Raw genomic sequence first — 24,308 nt, 5'->3', positions numbered from 1 at the left:
ACGATAATATTTGCAGAAAAAAATTATTAAACCTGTTTTTTAAACGATCAAATGCCATAAAATCCTTATATTTTCTATGGCATTTTTCATATTTTCGACTATTTCTACGAATATATTTTCCAGAAATAGCCATCCGCTCCATTTTAAACAGAAAAAACATTAGAAAAACTAATATTTTACAAATTAAATTTCATTCCAACCCAAAATAATAAACCACATTGATTAATAATCAATTCTATTAAAAATATGATTGATAATTTATACCAATTTAGATAAAAAACTCTTTAATAACATTGAAATAGAGAACAATTATGATTTTACCAATAGAAATAAATCGCCAATAACAATTGACTGATTACGATGAAATTATTGCAAATATATCTACTTTTAATAATTTATTATCAGCACTTTTTGATTAATTAACATTAACATAGGGTTGTCAGGCTATCTCAGTATGTTAGGGTATATATCTTCAAAGAATCATGCAGGATAAATAACGCATAAAATTATTATATAACCATCGAAAGGAAATTAACTATTTCATGGCAATTAAACTCGAAGTTAAAAACCTCTATAAAATATTCGGCGATCATCCAGAATGTGCACTCAAATTACTCAATTCTGGTTTGAATAAAGATCAGATATTTGAAAAGACAGGTCTAGTTGTTGGTATACAAAATGCCAATCTGGCCATTGAAGAAGGCGAAATATTTGTCATCATGGGATTATCCGGCTCCGGTAAATCCACAATGGTACGCCTTCTCAATCGTCTGATAAAACCAACTCGCGGTCAGGTATTAATTGATGGTGAAGATATTTCTGAGATTTCAGAGACAGCGTTAAGAGAAATTCGCCGTAACAAAATCAGTATGGTTTTCCAATCATTCGCATTAATGCCGCATTTAAACGTACTGGAAAACAGTGCTTTTGGCATGGAACTTGCCGGTATCTCTAAACAAGAACGTCACAAAAAAGCGTTGGATGCACTGAAACAGGTAAATCTGGAGAATTACGCGCAATCCTATCCAGATGAACTTTCTGGCGGTATGCGCCAACGTATTGGACTTGCCAGAGCATTAGCTAATGACCCTGATATTTTGCTGATGGATGAAGCGTTTTCTGCCCTTGACCCATTAATTCGTACAGAAATGCAGGACGAGCTGCTAAGCCTACAAGGTAATCAACCACGAACCATTGTTTTTATCTCCCACGATTTAGACGAAGCAATGCGTATCGGTGATCGGATCGCTATTATGCAAGGCGGTGTTGTTGTACAGGTTGGGACACCTGATGAAATCCTGAACAATCCAGCCAATGACTATGTGAGGACCTTTTTCCGTGGCGTAGATATCAGCCATGTATTCAGCGCTAAAGATGTTGCTCGCCGTCGTCCTGACTCTCTTCTTCACGTCGCACCGGGTTTTGGTCCTCGTTCTGCATTGAAAGTTCTTGATGATGAAAACAGAAGTTATGGTTACCTGATTGAACGTGGACAAAAATTCGCGGGCATAGTCTCGGTAAATTCATTGGAAAAAGCATTACAGGAAAAAAAACCTATCGAACATGCCATATTGGCGGAACCGACTGCCGTTACCGCAGATACGTCTCTTAATGAATTAATTTCTGTTGTAGCACAATCACCTTGTGCAGTTCCGGTTGTTGGGGATAACGACAAATACATTGGTGTTATTTCCAAAGGGATGCTGTTGCAAGCTTTAGACAAGGAGACATCAATTGAGTAATCAAAACGAACATCAACCCCAGCCGGCACAAGATGCATGGGATACCGATTCCTCCTCCACTAATAACGCAGATCCTTGGGGTAGTGAAGCCAATGTTGACAATTCAGCCGGTTCTGATTGGCTGGATGTACCGGCAACAACTGTACCGACTGAACACTTTAATATCATGGACCCATTCCAGAACACACTTATCCCTTTGGACTCATGGGTAACTCATGCTATTGACTGGATTGTGCTGAATTTTCGACCAGCATTTCAGGGAATACGTATCCCAATAGATTTCGTTCTCAATGGCTTTGAACAATGTCTCACATCAATGCCGGCACCGGTTGCCATCATGTTGTTTGCCTTGATTGCTTGGCAACTATCAGGCATTGGGATGGGGATTGCCTCACTTGCTTCGTTAATAGTGATTGGTGCAATTGGAGCATGGTCTGAAGCTATGGTTACTCTGGCACTGGCTCTGACATCTCTGCTGTTTTGTATCATCATCGGCTTACCACTTGGTCTCTGGCTGTCACGCAGTGAAAGAGCTGCAAAGATTATTCGGCCTATGCTTGATGCAATGCAAACTACGCCAGCATTTGTCTATCTGGTTCCCATTGTCATGCTTTTTGGCATCGGTAACGTGCCTGGAGTAATCGTCACTATTATCTTTGCTCTGCCTCCAATTGTCCGTCTAACAATTTTAGGCATCAAACAGGTTCCAACAGACCTGATAGAAGCAGCGGAATCTTTTGGTGCCAGTCCTCGCCAAATGCTGTTTAAAGTGCAGCTACCATTGGCTATGCCAACCATTATGGCTGGAGTAAACCAAACCCTGATGTTGGCATTATCAATGGTTGTTATCGCCTCAATGATTGCCGTTGGTGGCTTAGGGCAGATGGTTTTACGGGGTATTGGTCGTCTTGATATGGGACTTGCTGCCGTGGGGGGTGTTGGCATCGTGATTCTTGCGATTCTCCTTGACCGTCTCACTCAGTCTCTCGGTCGTGACAGCCGCACGAAGGGGACAAATCGCTGGTATAGCACTGGACCAACTGGATTAATTATCCGCTTGTTAAGCAAAAAAGCGTGATTTTTAATGAACATATAATTATTACAACAGAAGGTAAAACTATGTACAAAACAGTTACCTGGGCTGTAGTAGCCCTATCATCACTAATAAGTCCGCAGATATCCGCTGCCGAATTACCCGGTAAAGGTATCAGCGTACAGCCAGTACAAAGCACTATCACCGAAGAAACATTCCAGACACTGATCGTCAATAAGGCACTAGAAAAGCTTGGCTATGATATCAAACCAATCAAAGAAGTAGACTACAACGTTGCCTACTCTTCTATTGCTTCCGGTGATGCAACCTTTATGGCAGTAAGTTGGGAACCACTGCACAACAACCAATATCAAGCAGCGGGTGGTGACACCAAATTCTACCGCGTTGGTAACTACGTGGAAAACTCCGCACAGGGGTACTTAATCGACAAAACAACAGCAGAAAAATATAACATCACCAATATTGCCCAATTGAAAGATCCGAAAATAGCCAAATTATTTGATACCAACGATAATGGCAAAGCTGATCTCACCGGCTGTAATCCCGGATGGGGCTGCGAAGCCGCAATTAATCATCACCTCAAAGCGTATGGTTTAAGTAATAGTGTTGAACATAATCAAGGGAACTATGCGGCCATGATGGCGGATACAATTACCCGTTATAAAGAAGGTAGACCTATCCTATATTACACATGGACTCCTTACTGGATCAGTGATGTGCTAAAACCGGGTAAGGATGTTATCTGGTTACAAGTTCCTTTCTCGGCTATGCCTAACGGTGAAAAAATAGATACGAAGCTACCAAATGGCGCAAATTATGGCTTTCCTCCAAGTATTATGCATATTGCCGCCAATAAAAAATGGGCCGAAAATAACCCAGCAGCAGCTAAGCTATTTTCTATTATGAAAATGCCGATTGCTGACATTAACGCCCAAAACCTGAGGATGCATAATGGCGAAGCATCACAAGCAGATATCGAACGCCATGCCAATGGTTGGATTCAAGCTCATCAGAAATTATTTGATGGTTGGGTTAAAACTGCCATTAAAGCCGCCGGAAATAATTAATACTTGGATAACATAGTGAATTGGTCTATGCCAGTTCACTATTTCTCAATTCCATTTTTTCTTATACCAAACTGGTCAGCTCAATGATTGTTTTTGGAGTTCACCCCATCATTCCCTTTGTTTAGCATTGAATCTAATAAGAAAAACTCATTACAATGTGAACAATTTAGTACGTAACTACTGGCATCTTTAATGCGTTGTTTACTCTCTCCCTTAACCTGCCGTTTAAACATAAGAAAACCTAACTATGGAAGAAAATATTTCCCGTACACCGTTAAGCCCTGCTTTAATTGCTCTGATGGCAATTGCCACAGGTTTGGTTGTTGCTAGTAACTACTATGCACAACCACTACTTGATACTATCGCTTTACAATTTAACCTAACTTCCAGTGAAGCGAGTTTTATTGTCACTTCAGCTCAACTAAGCTATGCCATTGGCCTGATATTCCTGGTGCCATTAGGAGACATGCTTGAACGACGCAGTCTGATTGTTTCGATGACTATATTGGCTGCTATCGGCTTGCTAATTACCGCTATGTCGCAAAATATCTGGCAAATGTTACTGGGAACCGCCTTAACAGGCTTATTTTCAGTAGTTGCCCAAGTGCTGGTTCCTCTGGCCGCAACACTTGCTCTTCCCCATCAGCGAGGAAAAGCAGTCGGTACAATTATGGGAGGCTTGTTACTTGGAATATTACTGGCAAGAACAATCTCCGGCACCATGGCTACTCTTAGTGGCTGGCGAACTATTTTTTGGATTGCTAGCGTATTACTGGTGATCCTTTCCCTGACATTATGGCGCTATCTTCCTCGTTATAAGCAAGTAACTAACCTTAATTACTGTCAATTACTTGGCTCTATTGTAAAACTCGTTACCACAACCCCTCTTCTAAGAGTACGCGCCATATTGGGAGCGCTGACATTTGCCAATTTCAGCCTCTTATGGACATCAATGGCATTTCTGCTCTCAGCCCCTCCTTTTAATTATTCTGAAGGGGTAATTGGTTTATTTGGATTAGTCGGTGCTGCCGGAGCACTGATGGCAACCAGAACTGGACAACTAGCCGATAAAGGAAAAGGTTCTCTAACCACCAGCATCGCTCTGATATTATTACTTCTTTCATGGATACTCATTGGCTTTGCCAAAGAATCATTGATTAGCTTCCTAATTGGCATTTTGATCCTCGACATTGCTATTCAAGGTGTACACGTCACTAATCAAAGCACGATATACCGCATCATGCCAGAAGCCAGAAATCGACTTACTGCCGCTTATATGACCAGTTATTTTATTGGTGGCGCTTTTGGCTCTCTGGTTGCAGGTTACGCTTATAAACACTCAGGCTGGTATGGTATTACTGCTGCAGGAATAACTATTTGTGTAATTAACCTTCTCGTATGGTTTTTGGGCAAAAAACATGAACCTAAGACGTCGCAGGAAACAAGTTGTACTTAATAAAAACATTTACAGAACATTTAGTATGGATAATATTTTCTATTCCATTTCATTTTGTTATGTTACATAACATTTATATAACCAGATGTATATTCTATGCCTATTCCTGACAGATTAATGCCTTTATCTGATAAAAAATCATCTTTTGCTGATGGAATAATAGACAGCCTGCCAATCGTTATCGGCTACGTACCTGTAGCTTTTGCTTTTGGTCTTAACGCTGTCAAATTAGGCTTTAACCCAATAGAAGCCATTTTCTTTTCATGCATTATCTATGCTGGGGCAAGCCAATTCGTTATCACTGCTTTACTGAGTGCAGGTACATCGTTATGGGTTTCTGCCCTGACAATAATGGCAATGGATGTTCGCCATATTCTTTATGGCCCATCTTTAAGGCACCGTATCAAAGATAAATTAACGGAGAAAAAAAACCTTATCTGGGCTTTTGGCCTAACAGATGAAGTTTTTGCCGCAGCCACAGCAAAGCTGATTAAGAATCAACGTAGTTGGAGTGAAAATTGGATGGTTGCTATTGCTATCTGTTCCTGGCTTGCCTGGGTCATAGGTACCGCAGCAGGCGCATTTCTTAGCAATGGTTATCTGGAATCCTACCCCGCAGTAGAAGCAGCCATGACTTTTATGTTACCAGCGCTATTCTTGAGCTTCCTTCTTGCATCTTGCAGAAAACAAAATAGCTATTGTGTTATAGCAGCCCTAACTGGAGCACTATTAGGGATTACATTTTTCTCAATCCCTATTGCCATTCTGGCAGGAATTGTTGGTGGCTGTACTGCTGCATTATTACAACCAAGAAACAGTTGCAATAGCATTTCTGACCAAAAGGAAACACCATGATTGACAGTAGAATTCTGTTCATTGGGCTACTCGTTGGATTAGCTAATTTTTTATTCCGCTATCTACCACTGCGTTTTGGTACAGCTCGTCAATCTGTCGGCAGACAAGGCGGAAAAACAAGCATTATTCTTGATAGTATTGGTATCGCATCCATTTGCTCTTTACTGATCGTTTCCGGCATTCCTGATGTAATGAAAGATAGCCAAAAGCTACTTCCTACCCTAGTGGGCTTTCTGACTATCTGCTTAGTTTTCTACAAAACAAAGAAAATTATACTCGCAACTCTATTAGGTGCTCTACTTTTCGGACTAACATTCAAAATATTTATGAATTAGGTATCAATATCAAAAGAAATATGATGATAATAAATAACTACAATTGCTAAATTTATCTTTTAATATACCATTTGGATGTTTGATAACAAAAGTTATCTTACCAGTTGAAACTAATAAGGTATCTAAATAATGGAAAGTTCGTTTACGCCTACCGAAGAATTACTGAATATTCGTGCAGCACAGCAAGCCAAATTAAATAAAGATATCCCTTATCAAGAGATCCTGTTGACTAGGTTATCAATGCACGTCCAAAGTAAGTTGCTTGAAAACCGTAATAATATGTTGAAAGCTCAAGGAATCAATGAAACTTTGTTCATGGCCCTGATGATCCTTGATACTAAAGAAAGCCACAGTATTCAGCCGTCAGAACTCAGTGCCGCTTTAGGTTCTTCTCGTACTAACGCCACTCGTATCGCTGATGAATTAGAAAAGCAGGAGTGGATTGAAAGAAAAGAAAGTCATAACGACCGCCGCTGTCTTCACCTTCACCTGACAGAGCAAGGTACAAAATTCTTAAATAGTTTGCTTCCACCTCAACATGATTGCTTAAGAAGACTTTGGTCATGTCTTGACCAGGAGGAACAAAAACAGTTAGAGAAGTTAATGAGAAAATTACTAGTCAGACTTGATACCATGGGCGATTGTATCAAATAAACAGCTTGTCGTTTAATCGAACGCTTTTTATCCAAGTAACACTTTCCTGGTTAAATTGTTCGAAAAAACTTTCTTGTTAGCCAATATGATCTATTCTGCAAAGAGCTAACTCTTATTCTTCGATAACATTGGACTCTGTGTAATTCACCTTTCCAGTAGTGATGATATAGCGCTACTGGAAAAGTGATCCTAAAAGATGGTAGTTACCGGAAAAAAATAACAAGCACGGAGATTTACTATGAGTGCAAATCAGGAAGTGCAAGCACCACAAAATCCAACCAGTAGCAAAAAAAGACAACGCAGTCGCGCCTTAGTATTACTAACTCTTGTCTTTACTCTGCTCGGCGTAGCCTATTTCTTTTATTGGTTTATCGTCTTACGCCACCATCAAGAAACAGATAACGCCTACGTTACAGGCAACCAAGTTCAAATCATGTCGCAAGTTGCTGGCAGTGTAATTACCGTTCACTTCGATAACACGGACTTTGTGAAAAGCGGTAGTGTGTTAGTACAACTTGATCCCCGTGATGCAGAATTAGCCCTAGAGAAAGCAAAAACAGCGCTCGCCAGTAGTGTCCGCCAAACTCATCAGCAGATGATTAACAGTAAACAATATCAGGCTAATATTGCCCTGCGCCGCTCTGAATTGACCCGAGTTCAAAGTGATCTCAGCCGCCGTGAAGTGCTTGGTGCTCAGAAAGTCATTGGTAAAGAAGAATTGCAACATGCACGAGAAGCCGTTGCCAGCGCCAAAGCGACATTAGATGTCGCAGTCGAACAATACAACGCTAATCAAGCGGTTATTCTGGACACCCCTTTAGAAAAACAACCAGCAGTTGAACAAGCTGCAACGGATGTTCGCAATGCTTGGTTAGCGTTGCAACGCACTAAAATAGTCAGCCCAGTTGATGGCTATGTCTCTCGTCGCAGTGTACAAATTGGCGCACAAATCAATAAAAATACACCGCTGATGGCGATAATTCCGGCATACAATATGTGGATTGAAGCTAACTTTAAAGAAACTCAGCTCGCCAACATGCGTATTGGTCAACCCGCAGAAATCACCAGTGATTTTTACGGTAAGGACAAGATATTTAATGGCAAAATCACGGGGCTTGATATGGGTACCGGAAGCGCTTTCTCTTTATTACCTGCTCAAAATGCTAGTGGCAATTGGATTAAAGTTGTCCAACGCTTACCTGTCCGCATTGAACTGAATCCTGAACAATTAGAGAAATACCCATTACGCATTGGCCTATCTACTAAAGTAAGAGTAGATACTACTCATTCTGATGGACAAGTTCTATCAAACCGAACACGTACTAAATCGGCTTATCACACAACGGCTCTGACAATAGATATGTCTCCGGCAAATAAAATAGTCACCGACATAATTAATAACAATGCTGGAAAATAATACCGGAGGCTAAAGTGACAAGACAGCCGCTTACAGGCGCTAAACTTGCATGGATGACTATTGCATTATCCCTGGCAACTTTTATGCAAGTTTTGGACTCTACAATCGCTAACGTAGCCATCCCCACTATCTCAGGTAATCTGGGATCATCAAATTCTCAGGGAATTTGGGTAATCACCTCCTTCGGTGTTGCTAACGCGATTTCAATCCCAATTACTGGGTGGCTGGCAAAACGCATCGGTGAAGTTAAATTATTTATCTGGTCAACAGCCTTATTTGCTATATCTTCCTGGCTATGTGGTATTTCCAACAGTCTTGGAATGCTAATTTTCTTTCGGGTTATTCAAGGATTAGTTGCAGGTCCTATTATTCCTCTTTCACAAAGCCTACTTCTGCAAAATTATCCACCAGCCAAAGGAAATATGGCGCTGGCATTGTGGTCAATTACGATTATTGTCGCACCGATTTTTGGTCCTATCCTGGGCGGTTACATCAGTGATAACTATCATTGGGGATGGATTTTCTTTATCAACGTTCCTATTGGTATCGTGGTTATTTTGATTGCTATGCAAACGCTAAAAGGACGTGAAACTCAAACAGAAATCAAACCTATCGACACAATAGGACTCCTATTGCTAGTTATCGGGGTGGGTTGTTTACAGATCATGTTGGATCAGGGAAAAGACCTAGACTGGTTTAATTCTACAGAAATTATTGTATTGGCAGTTATAGCCGTAATCACATTGATATTCCTGATAGTGTGGGAATTGACCGATGACCATCCGATTATTGACTTGTCACTATTTAAAGAACGCAATTTTACTATTGGCAGTTTCTGTTTAAGTTTGGCCTATTTACTCTACTTTGGCACAATCGTTTTATTGCCTCAGCTATTACAAGAAGTGTTTGGCTATACTGCAACATGGGCCGGTCTTGCCGCTGCACCAGTAGGGTTACTACCATTGATAATATCTCCTCTAATCGGTAAGTTCAGCGACAAAGTAGATATGCGTTACATAGTGACATTCAGCTTTATTGTTTACGCTGTTTGTTACTATTGGCGTGCATATACGTTCGAACCCAGCATGGATTTCGCCGCTTCCGCATGGCCTCAGTTTATTCAGGGGCTTGCCATTGGCTGCTTTTTTATGCCACTAACAACCATCACCCTTTCTGGTTTACCTCCAGAGCGAGTGGCATCTGCATCCAGTCTATCGAATTTTATTCGAACACTAGCTGGCTCAATAGGAACATCAATAACGACAACCATGTGGACTCAGCGCGAATCAATGCATCACTCTCATTTTGCTGAACATATCAATCCTTATAGCCTCGATACTCAACAGATTTATCAACAATTATCGGCACAGGGAATGAATAACCAGCAAATTTCTGCTTATCTGGCAAAAGAAATTACCCATCAGGGACTCATAATTTCAGCAAATGAAATTTTCTGGCTCTCCGCCGGCGTATTCCTGATGTTGATCATATTTGTCTGGCTGGCTAAACCACCATTCACACAAGGAAGTAAAGAAGGTATTAGTGGAACTCACTGAATCTTAAATAACGAAACGGGAGCACTATCGCTCCCGCTTTTACGATCAGGCTTTATTCTGTCGCCACCATTCAGCCAGCATAATGCCAGTTGCAACAGAAACATTCAGACTTTCAACCAAACCTGTACCACCAACGAACAGGCTCATATCACCATATTCCCAAGTACTGTCACTCAGGCCATCACGTTCTTCACCAAGTACCAAAACCATTTTTTCGGGCAACTCAGCTTTAGCTAAATTGGTACTTCCCTTATGGCTAGATGTAGTCACAATAGTGTAACCGGCTTTGCGAAATTTATTCAGTGTAGTAGTCAAGCTGTCAGCATCAATGCCTTTAATATGCTCAGCACCGCCTTCCGCTGTACGGATAGCCGCACCAGACTCCAACAAGGCTACATCCTGCAAAACGACTCCCTGCACGCCAAAATGTGCACAACTTCGCATAATAGCACCAATATTATGAGGATTACCCACATCTTCAAGAGCCAAAACACAGTCTTTTACCGGAGCATCTTTCAAGTAAGTTTCTACATCCAAACCACTACGTTTTTTAATCAGGAAACAAACACCACCATGATGCTCAGTACCTGATACTTTTGTCAGTTCAGCTTCATCCACAACATGATAAGCTTTGCGGTTAGCAGCCATCCATTTCAGAGCATTACGGAAACGAGGTGTCACTGACTCAATAAACCAAGCTCGAACTATCGCTTCAGACCGATTTTTAAACATCGCCTGACAAGCATTTTCACCATAAATCCGGGTTTCTTCCATTCGCTGGCGACGGAGCTGTTCAGGATCAATCTGACTTTTCCCGCTAATACCGTTATGCTCTGGCATTAGCGAATCACTTTCAGGACGTGAAACTGTTTTCCAAGGCGATCTTTCACGCTCAGTAAGACGCGGAGAACGGGATGATCGCTCATTGTCCCGACGACGCTGACCTTGATCGCGTCCTTTGCCTGACGGACGTTTATTACTACTGCGGCTATCATTCTTGTCCTCACTACGGACATACATCACTTTGACTTTGCCATTTTTACCACTGTATGAATCGTTCATTCGTTTCTCCAACTACTTTATGGGCGCGAAGATTACCTGATGTGTGCATAGTAAGCTACCTCTGACAACCACAATCCATTAAAATGTGCCCTTAATTTTTTCCTACCTTTGTACCTGAAGGACCCAGATTCTTAATTTATGAATGATAATTCCGTTTTCCAACTGCGCCAACAGCGCCTTACTCGCTCCACTCGGCCCTTTCGTGCCCGCGGTTGTCGTATAGAACGTTGTTTTTACTGCCTGCTGCCACAGAAAAACTGCTTGTGCGATACAATTAAACCGGCAAATGCTACCAGCCGCTTTTGTCTTATCATGTTTGATACCGAGCCAATGAAGCCAAGTAACACGGGTAAACTGATTGCTGACATTCTTCCTGATACGCACGCTTTTCTTTGGTCAAGAACCACGCCTGATCCACAAATGCTGGCCGTAATCGACGATCCTTCTCGTCAGCCCTATCTGATATTTCCGGAAAGTTATGCTCAACCACCACGTAAAGTTTATCGGCATATTCCTACCGATAGTAAACCACCGTTATTTATTATGTTAGATGGTACATGGCCGGAAGCCAGGAAAATTTTCCGTAAAAGCCCTTATCTAGATAATATTCCATTGTTATCAGTCAACAGCGCCACAAAAACAAATTATTTATTACGAATGGCGGCCAGAAAAGAACAACACTGTACTGCGGAAGTGGCAGCTATCATTCTGAAACAAGCTGGAGACATAACTGCTTCTCAGCAACTGCTCACCCATTTTAGTTACTTCCATCAGCAATATCTGGCAAGTAAACCCCATCATCGAGAAGCGTAAATCACAGCAATTGCTGACAAAATCCGCTACAGTTGTCAACACTAATTGCTAATTAAGGAGCCTCCTGATGAGCCAGCGCGGACTTGAAGCTTTATTACGCCCTAAATCCATTGCTGTAATTGGTGCCTCAGAAAAACCAGAACGAGCGAGTTCAGTTATGATGCGTAACCTGCTCGCAGGAGGGTTTGCCGGGCCAATACTGCCGATAACCCCAAATAAAAGCTCCGTTCAAGGCGTTTTAGCCTATCCTTCAATAGATAAATTACCGATTACACCCGATTTAGCTGTTATCTGCACTCATCACAGCCGCAACTTGCAATGTCTGGAGCAATTGGGGAAACGAGGTTGTAAAACAGTTATTATTCTTTCTTCACCAAGGCCCCAATTTGCTGAACTAAAACAGTGTTGCCAACGCTATAGTATCCGACTACTTGGGCCAAACAGTTTGGGATTATTAGCCCCTTGGCAAGGGCTAAACGCCAGTTTTTCTCCGGTTCCGATACTCAAAGGGAAATTAGCCTTCATTTCTCAATCCGCAGCAGTATCAAATACTATTCTTGACTGGGCACAGCACCGAGGAGTTGGATTTTCCTACTTTATAGCACTGGGCGACAGTGTAGACATCGATATTGACCATCTGCTTGATTTTCTGGCTCGTGACAGTAAAACCAGCGCCATCCTGCTCTATCTAGAACATATTCATGATGCCCGTCGCTTTCTTTCAGCGTCCAGAAGCGCTTCTCGCAATAAACCAATCTTAGTGGTTAAAAGTGGCCGTACTAAGCAGGCACAGAAATTACTTGGTGAGCAACAAAATTTGGACGCTGCGTATGACGCAGCTATTCAGAGAGCAGGATTATTACGGGTACAAGATACGCATGAGATGTTTTCTGCTGTAGAAACATTAAGTTACATGTCACCTTTACGAGGAGAACGCCTGTTTATCATCAGTAATGGGGCAGCGCCAGCAGCAATGGCTCTGGATGAATTATTTCGTCGTAACGGTAAATTAGCGATGTTAGGAGAAGAAACAACAAAAGCATTGAAAACACAATTACCAGAAACTATCGCCTTACATAACCCGCTGGATCTAAGAGATGATTCCACAGTGGAACGCTATATCGCAGCACTAAAACCGTTGTTGGATAGTCACGACCATGATGCCCTGTTACTTATTCACTCTCCTAGTGCGATTGCTCCCGGCATTCAGACAGCCACTAAAGTGATTGAAACAATCAGACAACATCCACGGGGAAAATGGCTAACTATTTTTACCAACTGGTGTGGTGAATATTCGTCACAAGAAGCCCGCCGTCTGTTCAGTGAAGCCGGTATTCCAACTTACCGAACCCCTGAAGGTGCTGTGACAGCCTTTATGCATATGGTGGAATATCGCCGTAACCAGAAGCAATTAACAGAAACACCAGCATTACCAGCAAATATCACCGCCAATACAGCTCGCGCCCATCAGTGTATACAACAAGCCCTAGAACAAAGGAATTTTCATCTAGATACTCATGAAGTTCAACCTATTCTGGAAGCCTATGGTCTCAATACACTTCCAACATGGATTGCTCATAACAGCGATGAGGCAGTCAGCATTGCTCAACAGATTGGTTATCCTGTCGCCCTAAAATTACGTTCACCAGATATCCCACATAAATCAGAAGTTCAGGGAGTTATGCTCTATTTACGCAATGCAGATGAGGTCAGGGCTTCTGCTCAAGCCATTATCGAACGTGTCAACCAGAATTTTCCACAAGCAAGAGTTCAGGGGCTGTTAGTTCAAAGCATGGCAAATCGTGCCGGAGCGCAAGAATTGCGGATTGCAGTAGAACAAGATGAAGTATTTGGTCCACTGATTATGCTGGGAGAAGGTGGTGTTGAATGGTTACAAGAAACACAAGCAGCTGTTGCATTGCCACCTCTTAATATGGCATTAGCTCGATATTTGGTTATTCAAGCCATTAAAAGTAGAAAAATTAAGCTAAGGAGTTCTCCTCAATCCTTAGATGTGTTGGCACTTAGCCGACTTTTGGTTCAAGTGTCTAACCTATTACTTGATTGCCCACAAATCATACGATTAGATATTCATCCTTTACTAGCCTCTGGCAATGAATTCACTCTATTGGATGTTTCAATGGAATTATCTTCGATAGAAGGTGATCCAAGAACCAGATTGGCTATCCGCCCATATCCAAGCGAATTGGAAGAAACCATCATACTGAAAGGTGGTACAGAATGCCTTCTGCGTCCGATTCTGCCAGAAGATGAACCATTACTGAAAGATTTTATTGGTCAGGTTACTAAAGAAGATCTCTATTACCGCTATTTCAGTGAAATTAGCGAATTCACACACGACGATCTGGCAAACATGACTCAAATTGATTACGACCGTGAAATGGCATTTGTTGCCGTGCATCATCCTAAAAACAGCCCAGAAATTATCGGTGTTGCTCGTGCCATAGCTGACCCCGATAATGTCGAAGCAGAATTCGCTGTACTGGTACGTTCTGATTTAAAAGGGATTACTCTGGGGCATCAGCTTATGGTCAAACTTATTAATTATACGCGAGAATATGGTATAAGCCGCCTCAACGCTATTACCATGCCAGAAAATCGTACTATGATAAAACTAGCTAAGAAACTAGGATTTACTATAGATGTTCAATTTGAGGATGGCATTGTAAACTTAACCCTTGAACTTTAAATCAACTACGTGATGAATCGCACAGACTTGAATCATTAGAGAGCAGAGCGTTAAATCATGCTCACAATTAGCTAGACTAATGGTATTATCGCCAGATCATTTGATTCATCGCTTTATATAGTAGTATTTCAGCCATCTAACATAAGAGAAAAAACGCACTGTGATGTTGTCCAAACTCAAACAAGCTAAACATCAACAACACCTTGCACAACTGCCTAAGCTACCTCAGACAGTTGCTGATGTTAAAACACTTTATCAACCCGAAGTGTTCCGCAGCACCCTGCTGGAAAAAATTGCTAACGCTGAAAAACATATTTATATCATCTCCCTTTATCTGGAAAATGATAACGCAGGGCAAGATATCCTTAACGCACTTTATGCAGCTAAAAAACAACGCCCCGAACTAGATATTAAAGTTTTTGTCGATTGGCATCGGGCACAACGTGGACGAATTGGTGCTACTGCAATGGCAACTAATGCCGACTGGTATTGCTCTATGGCAGAAGCATATCCTGACGTAAAAATCCCAATATTAGGTGTACCAATAAATACCCGTGAAGCACTAGGTGTTTTACATTTAAAAGGTTTTATCTTTGACAATACTGTGGTTTATAGCGGAGCAAGCATTAATGATGTCTATCTCCACCAACATAATAAATATCGTTATGATCGCTACCATTTGCTTCACAATGCAAAACTTGCAGAAGCAATGAAACAGTTTGTTGATAATTACATTTTCTCCGCAGAAGCTGTACAAAAACTGGATTGTAAAAATCGTCCTCGTAGCCCTGAAATTAAAAATCTGATCCGTCAACTTCGTTTTTCTCTGCGACACACCACATATCAGATTAATAACCAAGCAACGAACGATGAATTATCTGTCACTCCACTTGCTGGTCTAGGGAAGAAAAACCTTCTTAATAAAACCATCAACCATCTGATCGCCAGTACAGAACAGAAACTCATTATTTGTACACCATATTTTAACCTGCCGGCAATAATTGTTCGGCTAATTATTCATCTTCTTCGTCAGGGTAAACAAGTGGAAATTATTGTTGGCGATAAAACAGCTAATGATTTTTATATTCCACCAGAAGAGCCATTTAAAATTATCGGCGCATTACCATATCTATATGAAATCAATCTACGCCGTTTTATCAGCAGACTACAGCGCTATGTTGACAGCGATCAACTGACTGTACGGTTATGGAAAGATGGTGATAATAGCTATCATCTGAAAGGTGTATGGGTGGATAATCAATGGCAATTGATTACAGGAAATAATCTTAATCCTCGTGCCTGGGGACTAGATTTAGAAAATGCAATTCTTATCCACGATCCTCATGAAGAAATGCAAGAACAGCGTACAAAAGAGCTGAACTGTATCCGCACTCATACTACAGTTATTAGCAATTATCAGGAGTTAGACAGTATCCAACTTTACCCAGTCAAAGTGCGTAAACTTATCCGTCGCTTACGCCGCATCCGAGTAGACAGGCTGATTAGTCGTATCCTATAATTGAATCGATAAAGCTAATTATCTTTATAATAAATCCCCTGTTGCAAATAACTTCAGGGGATTTTTCATCATCCCGTTTTAATTTAATGAATCTTAATTTCATTTAAATAATAGTAATATTCAAAAGTACATAAATTCAAAGTCAGATTTTTAGGATTAAATAGCGTAGTAATTAATCTTACTACTATTATCAACAAAAAAGTTTATCAAACTATTATGCCTCAAATATGCTATTTAATTTAAGAAGCCTACTTTAATTAATCAAATATTTCTCTGGTAATATACTGTTTTAAAATTTCATATACGATATAACCGATGATTATTTTTTTCATAAGGATAGAAAAATAAGCTTTTTCTTTACAAAGATAGCTGATACTTTTAACACTGAATTACCCAATTCTTATTTCTTCCATCAGTTTAAGAAACTGGTTTAAATTATTTTCAACCTGCTATCGTGATAGCAGGTATACCCAATAGATTTCGAGTTGCAGCGCGGCGGCAAGTGAACGAATCCCCAGGAGCATAGATAACTATGTGACTGGGGTGAGTGAAAGCAGCCAACAAAGCAGCAACTTGAAAGATGAAGGGTATAAACGGGCAAATAAGCCGCCTGTTTCTTAAAAAAGTGCTTATCTAATCTAATGAAAATTCGAAACGACTAAGTCCTCTTCCGCATCCGCATCAGACATTTCCCTATTAATATCGGGCTTTCAGCCGTGGTGCCCGCCTTCCACTCTTCGGTATCACTGGCTCAGACTTCAGAGCCGTTAACCAGGGCAATGTCGCATAAGGGATGACCTTGACAATGGGTAGCCACCCTTAAGGCAAGATGAACACAGAGAGACATTGTGCGTTATTTAAAGCCAGGCAGTTTATACACGGCTTTCCTTCGTTCGCCCTCTGGCCGGATAAACATGACCGGGTAAATCGCAGGGCATCGTTGCTCATCCTCGCCCCGAGCCCCGTAAACGCAAAAAACCCCCAGCTTTCGCTGAGGGTTTCTACTGTATTTCAAGCCTGGCAGTGTCCTACTCTCGCATGGGGAAGCCCCACACTACCATCGGCGCTACGGCGTTTCACTGCTGAGTTCGGCATGGGGTCAGGTGGGACCACCGCGCTATCGCCGCCAGGCATATTCTGTTTCATTCCCGCCGTTGCGACGCTCTCTGCCGCAACCACCGGAACCAATCTCTGAACAAGCTGAAATTCATCTCTCTTCTGACAGCTGTCCACTGTCTTCTGACACCAAAACACCTTCGGCGTTGTAAGGTTAAGCCGCTCGGTTCATTAGTACTGGTCAGCTCAATGCATCGCTGCACTTACACACCCAGCCTATCCACGTCTTCGTCTTAAACGTTCCTTCCGTGACTCAAGTCAAGGGAAGACTCATCTCAAGGCAAGTTTCCCGCTTAGATGCTTTCAGCGGTTATCTCTCCCGCACTTAGCTACCGGGCTATGCCATTGGCATGACAACCCGTACACCAGCGGTGCGTCCACTCCGGTCCTCTCGTACTAGGAGCAGCCCCTTTCAATCTTCCTACGCCCACGGCAGATAGGGACCGAACTGTCTCACGACGTTCTAAACCCAGCTCGCGTACCACTTTAAATGGCGAACAGCCATACCCTTGGGACCCACTTCAGCCCCAGGATGTGATGAGCCGACATCGAGGTGCCAAACACCGCCGTCGATATGAACTCTTGGGCGGTATCAGCCTGTTATCCCCGGAGTACCTTTTATCCGTTGAGCGATGGCCCTTCCATTCAGAACCACCGGATCACTAAGACCTACTTTCGTACCTGCTCGAGCCGTCACTCTCGCAGTCAAGCCAGCTTATGCCTTTGCACTAACCTCACGATGTCCGACCGTGATTAGCCAACCTTCGTGCTCCTCCGTTACTCTTTGGGAGGAGACCGCCCCAGTCAAACTACCCACCAGACACTGTCCTCAGCCCGGTTCACGGGCCCAAGTGAGAACATCGAACATTCAAGGGTGGTATTTCAAGGTCGGCTCCATGCAGACTGGCGTCCACACTTCCTAGCCTCCCACCTATCCTACACATCAAGGCTCCATGTTCAGTGTCAAGCTATAGTAAAGGTTCACGGGGTCTTTCCGTCTTGCCGCGGGAACACTGCATCTTCACAGCGAGTTCAATTTCACTGAGTCTCGGGTGGAGACAGCCTGGCCATCATTACGCCATTCGTGCAGGTCGGAACTTACCCGACAAGGAATTTCGCTACCTTAGGACCGTTATAGTTACGGCCGCCGTTTACTGGGGCTTCGATCAAGAGCGTCGCCTTGCGGCTAACCCCATCAATTAACCTTCCAGCACCGGGCAGGCGTCACACCGTATACGTCCACTTTCGTGTTTGCACAGTGCTGTGTTTTTAATAAACAGTTGCAGCCAGCTGGTCTCTGCGACTGGCTTCAGCTCCAGAGGTCAACTCCTTCACCTAATGCCAGCGTGCCTTCTCCCGAAGTTACGGCACCATTTTGCCTAGTTCCTTCACCCGAGTTCTCTCAAGCGCCTGAGTATTCTCTACCTGACCACCTGTGTCGGTTTGGGGTACGATTCAATATGACCTGATGCTTAGAGGCTTTTCCTGGAAGCCGGGCATCAACCACTTCACCGCCGTAGCGGCTCGTCATCACGCCTCAGTGTTCACAGAAGAGCGGATTTGCCTGCTCCTCCCACCTACCCGCTTAAACCGGGACAACCGTCGCCCGGATGGCCTAGCCTTCTCCGTCCCCCCTTCGCAGTCACATTCAGTACAGGAATATTAACCTGTTTCCCATCAGCTACGCTTTTCAGCCTCACCTTAGGGGTCGACTCACCCTGCCCCGATTAACGTTGGACAGGAACCCTTGGTCTTCCGGCGAGCGGGTTTTTCACCCGCTTTATCGTTACTTATGTCAGCATTCGCACTTCTGATACCTCCAGCAGGCCTCACGGCGCCACCTTCCACGGCTTACAGAACGCTCCCCTACCCAGCGACACTTACGTGTCGCTGCCGCAGCTTCGGTGCATGGTTTAGCCCCGTTACATCTTCCGCGCAGGCCGACTCGACCAGTGAGCTATTACGCTTTCTTTCAATGATGGCTGCTTCTAAGCCAACATCCTGGCTGTCTGGGCCTTCCCACATCGTTTCCCACTTAACCATGACTTTGGGACCTTAGCTGGCGGTCTGGGTTGTTTCCCTCTTCACGACGGACGTTAGCACCCGCCGTGTGTCTCCCGTGATACCATTCTTCGGTATTCGCAGTTTGCATCGGGTTGGTAAGCCGGGATGGCCCCCTAGCCGAAACAGTGCTCTACCCCCGAAGATGAACTCACGAGGCGCTACCTAAATAGCTTTCGGGGAGAACCAGCTATCTCCCGGTTTGATTGGCCTTTCACCCCCAGCCACAAGTCATCCGCTAATTTTTCAACATTAGTCGGTTCGGTCCTCCAGTTAGTGTTACCCAACCTTCAACCTGCCCATGGCTAGCTCACCGGGTTTCGGGTCTATACCCTGCAACTCATTTCGCCCAGTTAAGACTCGGTTTCCCTGCGGCTCCCCTATCCGGTTAACCTTGCTACAGAATATAAGTCGCTGACCCATTATACAAAAGGTACGCAGTCACCCCACCCCAAAACGCTCCACTGCTTGATTGTTGTGTTGGGCGTCGCTACCGCTCCGCCAACCGCGCATCAGTGATGCCGTTACGCATTTTGTGCACCACACAAAGCGAAACGCTTTGGTGGTGGGGCTCCCACTGCTTGTACGTACACGGTTTCAGGGTCTCTTTCACTCCCCTCACCGGGGTTCTTTTCGCCTTTCCCTCACGGTACTGGTTCACTATCGGTCAGTCAGGAGTATTTAGCCTTGGAGGATGGTCCCCCCATATTCAGACAGGCTTTCTCGTGTCCCGCCTTACTCGTCGAACTCACAGCCACCCCCACTTCAAGTACGGGGCTATCACCCGCTATCGCCGGCCTTTCCAGACCGTTCCTCTGAGACGGTGGCTGATGCTGGTTCTGGGCTCCTCCCCGTTCGCTCGCCGCTACTGGGGGAATCTCGGTTGATTTCTTTTCCTCGGGGTACTGAGATGTTTCAGTTCCCCCGGTTCGCCTCATTAACCTATGGATTCAGTTAATGATAGTGCACCGCAGTGCACTGGGTTTCCCCATTCGGACATCGCCGGCTTATCACGCTTCATATCAGCTCACCGACGCTTTTCGCAGATTAGCACGTCCTTCATCGCCTCTGACTGCCTAGGCATCCACCGTGTACGCTTATTCGCTTAACCTCACAACCCGAAACTGTCTCGGATTGTGCAGCTTGAGAGACTCGTCAATAATACCTCGGTGATATTATCAACAGTTTCAATTTTTCAGCTTGTTCCAGATTGTTAAAGAGCAAAATAATTCGCAGCATACTGTCACCAATATACTCTGAACTAGTTTCATATGGTGGAGCTAAGCGGGATCGAACCGCTGACCTCCTGCGTGCAAGGCAGGCGCTCTCCCAGCTGAGCTATAGCCCCATACAGAAAAATGCCATTACCGTCTATCTGACCAACTCGCTTAGCCGCCGGGTATTTCAACGCGAGTAACGCAGTGTGCGCGAGCACATGAGTCACGCAGCGTTTGGAAGACCCTAGGATAAGTAGAGTTGGTAGGCCTGAGTGGACTTGAACCACCGACCTCACCCTTATCAGGGGTGCGCTCTAACCACCTGAGCTACAAGCCTATCGCGATAACGTCATTCTCTTCTTTCATCAGACAATCTGTGTGAGCACTGCACTCAACGCATCTCAGGTAAGGAGGTGATCCAACCGCAGGTTCCCCTACGGTTACCTTGTTACGACTTCACCCCAGTCATGAATCACAAAGTGGTCAGCGCCCCCCTCGCGGTTAGGCTACCGACTTCTTTTGCCACCCACTCCCATGGTGTGACGGGCGGTGTGTACAAGGCCCGGGAACGTATTCACCGTAGCATGCTGATCTACGATTACTAGCGATTCCGACTTCATGGAGTCGAGTTGCAGACTCCAATCCGGACTACGACAGACTTTGTGTGTTCCGCTTGCTCTCGCGAGGTCGCTTCACTTTGTATCCGCCATTGTAGCACGTGTGTAGCCCTACTCGTCAGGGCCATGATGACTTGACGTCATCCCCACCTTCCTCCGGTTTATCACCGGCAGTCTCCTTTGAGTTCCCACCTCAACGTGCTGGCAACAAAGGATAAGGGTTGCGCTCGTTGCGGGACTTAACCCAACATTTCACAACACGAGCTGACGACAGCCATGCAGCACCTGTCTCAGAGCTCCCGAAGGCACAACCTCATCTCTGAGGTCTTCTCTGGATGTCAAGAGTAGGTAAGGTTCTTCGCGTTGCATCGAATTAAACCACATGCTCCACCGCTTGTGCGGGCCCCCGTCAATTCATTTGAGTTTTAACCTTGCGGCCGTACTCCCCAGGCGGTCGATTTAACGCGTTAGCTCCGGAAGCCACAGCTCTAGGCCACAACCTCCAAATCGACATCGTTTACAGCGTGGACTACCAGGGTATCTAATCCTGTTTGCTCCCCACGCTTTCGCACCTGAGCGTCAGTCTTCGTCCAGGGGGCCGCCTTCGCCACCGGTATTCCTCCACATCTCTACGCATTTCACCGCTACACATGGAATTCTACCCCCCTCTACGAGACTCTAGCCAACCAGTCTTAGATGCCATTCCCAGGTTGAGCCCGGGGATTTCACATCTAACTTAATTGACCGCCTGCGTGCGCTTTACGCCCAGTCATTCCGATTAACGCTTGCACCCTCCGTATTACCGCGGCTGCTGGCACGGAGTTAGCCGGTGCTTCTTCTGCGGGTAACGTCAAAATTTAACCCTCTTCAGGCCAAACCCTTCCTCCCCGCTGAAAGTACTTTACAACCCGAAGGCCTGCTTCATACACGCGGCATGGCTGCATCAGGCTTGCGCCCATTGTGCAATATTCCCCACTGCTGCCTCCCGTAGGAGTCTGGGCCGTGTCTCAGTCCCAGTGTGGCTGGTCATCCTCTCAGACCAGCTAGGGATCGTCGCCTAGGTAGGCCATTACCCTACCTACTAGCTAATCCCATCTGGGTTCATCCGAGGGCGTGAGGCCCTTTCAGGTCCCCCACTTTGGTCTCGCGACATCATGCGGTATTAGCCACCGTTTCCAGTGGTTATCCCCCGCCCTCGGGCAGATCCCCAGACATTACTCACCCGTCCGCCGCTCGTCAGCAAAAGTGCAAGCACTTTCCTGTTACCGCTCGACTTGCATGTGTTAGGCCTGCCGCCAGCGTTCAATCTGAGCCATGATCAAACTCTTCAATTTAAAGTTTGATGCTCAAAGAATCGTCCTGTTAGTTCGTAATGAATTAACTGTTGTTCACTCTTCAAGACTTAAAACATATTTTTTTGTGATACCGTCTTGTGAGTGCCCACACAGATTGTCTGATTAATTGTTAAAGAGCAGGCTGACATAAAAAGTGATATTCTCGGTCAGCCGGGCTGCGCATACTACGCTGTTCGCCCGCAGAGTCAAGCGCTTATTAGCTTTTTCTCTGCCTGACGACATAATCTTTATCAGTGTTGTGTCGGTCAGTGGTGGCGCATTATAGGGAATTCTTTGACGCTGGCAAGCGTTTAATTACAAAAAGAATCTATCCGAACATCAATTAAGCAAAAACAATGCTAAATTGCGATTTAATACGCAAAATGATAAAAAAAGAGGCAGTTTCCTACCCCTTCTACTATCTCTCGTTAAATATAAAATTATTGCTTTGCTACGATCTGGCTATTTTCTACATCCAGAGTCACTGGCTTGCCTGGCAATAGTTGGCCGGAAAGTATTTTTTGAGCTAATGGGTTTTCGATTTCCTGCTGGATGGCTCGCTTCAATGGCCGTGCACCATAGACAGGATCGAACCCAGCTTCTGCCAACATTTCCAATGCTTGCTGAGTAATCGCAACTTGATAACCACGTTCTTCCAGACGTTTGTATAAACGTTGCAACTGGATATCTGCAATCGCTGATAAATGCCGACGCCCTAATGGGTGGAACACAACAACTTCATCAATACGGTTAATAAATTCAGGTCTAAAATGATGGCTAACAATTCCCATCACCATATCTTTCATTTCACCATAATTCAGACCACCAAAGCGTTCCTGGATCATGTCTGACCCGAGATTAGACGTCATGATTACAACCGTGTTACGGAAATCGACAGTACGACCTTGCCCATCAGTCAATCGACCATCATCCAACACCTGCAATAAGATATTGAACACATCCGGGTGCGCTTTTTCTACTTCATCCAGCAAAATAACAGAGTAAGGTCGACGACGAACAGCTTCTGTTAGATAACCACCTTCTTCATAACCAACATACCCTGGAGGTGCTCCTACCAACCGTGATACAGCATGTTTTTCCATAAATTCAGACATGTCGATACGCACCATTGCATCATCACTGTCAAACAGGAAATTCGCTAACGCCTTGCACAACTCAGTTTTACCAACACCAGTTGGACCAAGGAACAGGAATGAACCAATCGGACGGTTTGGATCAGCTAATCCAGCACGGCTACGACGGATCGCATTAGATACTGCATCGACCGCTTCATTCTGACCAATAACACGTTTATGCAGCTCTTGCTCCATGCGCAACAATTTATCTTTTTCACTCTCAAGCATTCTGGCAACAGGAATACCTGTCCAACGAGCAAGAATTTCTGCAATTTCCGTATCGGTAACTTTGTTACGAAGCAGTTTCATATTCTTACCTTCAGCTTGTGTGGCTGTGGCAAGCTGTTTTTTCCAATCCAGGTATTTTTCCGTACTGAATTTCAGACATCTTCCGCCAAGTCACCACTACGGCGGGCCTGTTCTTAAGCTGATACGGGCATTTTCCAGTTCTGCTTTTATATGCTGAGTACCAGTAAGCTCAGCTTTCTCAGCTTTCCATTCTTCTTCCAGTTCAGAATATTCACGTTCCTTTTACGATCAGCTCTTCATTAAGCATTTCAAGCCGTTTTTTACTGGCATCATCAGAC

13 protein-coding genes, 2 tRNA genes, 3 rRNA genes and 1 pseudogene are annotated in these 24,308 nt (G+C 44.2%); 12 read left to right on the top strand and 7 right to left on the bottom strand.

The features are described 5' to 3' along the window. The first annotated feature begins 542 nt into the window (after positions 1-542). From proV to emrB, 9 genes are all read left to right on the top strand, one after another. Positions 543-1,742, top strand: a complete 1,200-nt coding sequence (proV, locus tag BDD30_RS22015; protein WP_015835298.1) for a glycine betaine/L-proline ABC transporter ATP-binding protein ProV — start codon at positions 543-545, stop codon at positions 1,740-1,742. Continuing rightward, entirely contained in the window at positions 1,735-2,820 is a 1,086-nt protein-coding gene (gene proW, locus BDD30_RS22010; protein WP_015835299.1) for a glycine betaine/L-proline ABC transporter permease ProW, read from the top strand. Before proV ends, proW begins: the two co-directional genes overlap by 8 nt. A gap of 41 nt (positions 2,821-2,861) precedes the next feature. Further along, positions 2,862-3,863, top strand: coding sequence for a glycine betaine/L-proline ABC transporter substrate-binding protein ProX (gene proX, locus BDD30_RS22005; RefSeq protein WP_015835300.1), 1,002 nt, complete (start codon positions 2,862-2,864; stop codon positions 3,861-3,863). A 247-nt stretch (positions 3,864-4,110) separates the two neighbouring features. After that, on the top strand, positions 4,111-5,319 hold the full coding sequence (locus BDD30_RS22000) for an MFS transporter (protein ID WP_015835301.1): 1,209 nt from the start codon (positions 4,111-4,113) through the stop codon (positions 5,317-5,319). Positions 5,320-5,415: 96 nt separating this feature from the next. Further along, positions 5,416-6,174 (top strand): AzlC family ABC transporter permease, encoded by a 759-nt coding sequence (locus BDD30_RS21995; protein WP_015835302.1) that lies wholly within the window; start codon positions 5,416-5,418, stop codon positions 6,172-6,174. Continuing rightward, positions 6,171-6,509 carry an L-valine transporter subunit YgaH gene (ygaH, locus tag BDD30_RS21990; protein ID WP_015835303.1) on the top strand — a complete coding sequence of 113 codons (339 nt, stop codon included), beginning with the start codon at positions 6,171-6,173 and terminating at the stop codon, positions 6,507-6,509. The genes BDD30_RS21995 and ygaH overlap by 4 nt, the downstream gene beginning before the upstream one ends. Before the next feature lie 129 nt (positions 6,510-6,638). Further along, a complete protein-coding gene (gene mprA, locus BDD30_RS21985; protein ID WP_015835304.1) occupies positions 6,639-7,163 on the top strand; it encodes a transcriptional repressor MprA in 525 nt (174 codons plus the stop codon). A 238-nt stretch (positions 7,164-7,401) separates the two neighbouring features. Next, positions 7,402-8,580 (top strand): multidrug efflux MFS transporter periplasmic adaptor subunit EmrA, encoded by a 1,179-nt coding sequence (gene emrA, locus BDD30_RS21980; protein ID WP_015835305.1) that lies wholly within the window; start codon positions 7,402-7,404, stop codon positions 8,578-8,580. 14 nt (positions 8,581-8,594) lie between these two features. Then, positions 8,595-10,136 (top strand): multidrug efflux MFS transporter permease subunit EmrB, encoded by a 1,542-nt coding sequence (gene emrB / locus BDD30_RS21975; RefSeq protein ID WP_015835306.1) that lies wholly within the window; start codon positions 8,595-8,597, stop codon positions 10,134-10,136. 45 nt (positions 10,137-10,181) lie between these two features. On the opposite strand, the gene BDD30_RS21970 is transcribed toward emrB, so the two are convergent. Beyond that, positions 10,182-11,198, bottom strand: a complete 1,017-nt coding sequence (locus BDD30_RS21970; RefSeq protein WP_015835307.1) for a tRNA/rRNA methyltransferase — start codon at positions 11,196-11,198, stop codon at positions 10,182-10,184. Between the two features lie 138 nt (positions 11,199-11,336). On the opposite strand from BDD30_RS21970, the gene BDD30_RS21965 reads away from it, so the two are divergent. From BDD30_RS21965 to pssA, 3 genes are all read left to right on the top strand, one after another. Then, positions 11,337-12,011 carry a tRNA-uridine aminocarboxypropyltransferase gene (locus BDD30_RS21965; protein WP_015835308.1) on the top strand — a complete coding sequence of 225 codons (675 nt, stop codon included), beginning with the start codon at positions 11,337-11,339 and terminating at the stop codon, positions 12,009-12,011. A gap of 67 nt (positions 12,012-12,078) precedes the next feature. Continuing rightward, a complete protein-coding gene (locus BDD30_RS21960) occupies positions 12,079-14,721 on the top strand; it encodes a bifunctional acetate--CoA ligase family protein/GNAT family N-acetyltransferase (RefSeq protein WP_015835309.1) in 2,643 nt (880 codons plus the stop codon). Between the two features lie 163 nt (positions 14,722-14,884). Further along, positions 14,885-16,240, top strand: a complete 1,356-nt coding sequence (gene pssA / locus BDD30_RS21955; RefSeq protein ID WP_041382262.1) for a CDP-diacylglycerol--serine O-phosphatidyltransferase — start codon at positions 14,885-14,887, stop codon at positions 16,238-16,240. Positions 16,241-17,255: 1,015 nt separating this feature from the next. Here the strand turns inward: pssA and rrf are convergent. The 6 genes and pseudogenes from rrf to BDD30_RS21925 all read right to left on the bottom strand — a co-directional run. Next, positions 17,256-17,371, bottom strand: a 5S ribosomal RNA gene (gene rrf, locus BDD30_RS21950). Positions 17,372-17,506: 135 nt separating this feature from the next. Further along, positions 17,507-20,528: ribosomal RNA gene (locus BDD30_RS21945) — 23S ribosomal RNA — on the bottom strand. A gap of 161 nt (positions 20,529-20,689) precedes the next feature. Beyond that, a tRNA-Ala gene (locus tag BDD30_RS21940) sits at positions 20,690-20,765 on the bottom strand. A gap of 129 nt (positions 20,766-20,894) precedes the next feature. Beyond that, positions 20,895-20,971 (bottom strand) — tRNA-Ile (locus BDD30_RS21935). Between the two features lie 69 nt (positions 20,972-21,040). Continuing rightward, a 16S ribosomal RNA gene (locus BDD30_RS21930) occupies positions 21,041-22,585 on the bottom strand. Together the 16S, 23S and 5S rRNA genes with 2 tRNA genes alongside form the textbook arrangement of a ribosomal RNA operon. Positions 22,586-23,025: 440 nt before the next feature. Next, positions 23,026-24,308: pseudogene (locus BDD30_RS21925) on the bottom strand (AAA family ATPase); the annotation flags it as partial.

Source organism: Photorhabdus asymbiotica (assembly GCF_003634575.1).
Lineage (GTDB): Bacteria > Pseudomonadota > Gammaproteobacteria > Enterobacterales > Enterobacteriaceae > Photorhabdus > Photorhabdus asymbiotica.
Note: the sequence above shows the minus strand (reverse complement) of the source record. Positions and strands in the feature narration are given on the sequence as shown.

Coding starts and splice junctions, on each gene's coding strand:
- BDD30_RS22000 (WP_015835301.1), top strand. CDS start 4,111: ATGGAAGAAAATATTTCCCGTACACCGTTAAGCCCTGCTTTAATTGCT.
- emrA (WP_015835305.1), top strand. CDS start 7,402: ATGAGTGCAAATCAGGAAGTGCAAGCACCACAAAATCCAACCAGTAGC.
- mprA (WP_015835304.1), top strand. CDS start 6,639: ATGGAAAGTTCGTTTACGCCTACCGAAGAATTACTGAATATTCGTGCA.
- proX (WP_015835300.1), top strand. CDS start 2,862: ATGTACAAAACAGTTACCTGGGCTGTAGTAGCCCTATCATCACTAATA.
- BDD30_RS21965 (WP_015835308.1), top strand. CDS start 11,337: ATGAATGATAATTCCGTTTTCCAACTGCGCCAACAGCGCCTTACTCGC.
- ygaH (WP_015835303.1), top strand. CDS start 6,171: ATGATTGACAGTAGAATTCTGTTCATTGGGCTACTCGTTGGATTAGCT.
- pssA (WP_041382262.1), top strand. CDS start 14,885: ATGTTGTCCAAACTCAAACAAGCTAAACATCAACAACACCTTGCACAA.
- BDD30_RS21970 (WP_015835307.1), bottom strand. CDS start 11,198: ATGAACGATTCATACAGTGGTAAAAATGGCAAAGTCAAAGTGATGTAT.
- BDD30_RS21995 (WP_015835302.1), top strand. CDS start 5,416: ATGCCTATTCCTGACAGATTAATGCCTTTATCTGATAAAAAATCATCT.
- BDD30_RS21960 (WP_015835309.1), top strand. CDS start 12,079: ATGAGCCAGCGCGGACTTGAAGCTTTATTACGCCCTAAATCCATTGCT.
- proV (WP_015835298.1), top strand. CDS start 543: ATGGCAATTAAACTCGAAGTTAAAAACCTCTATAAAATATTCGGCGAT.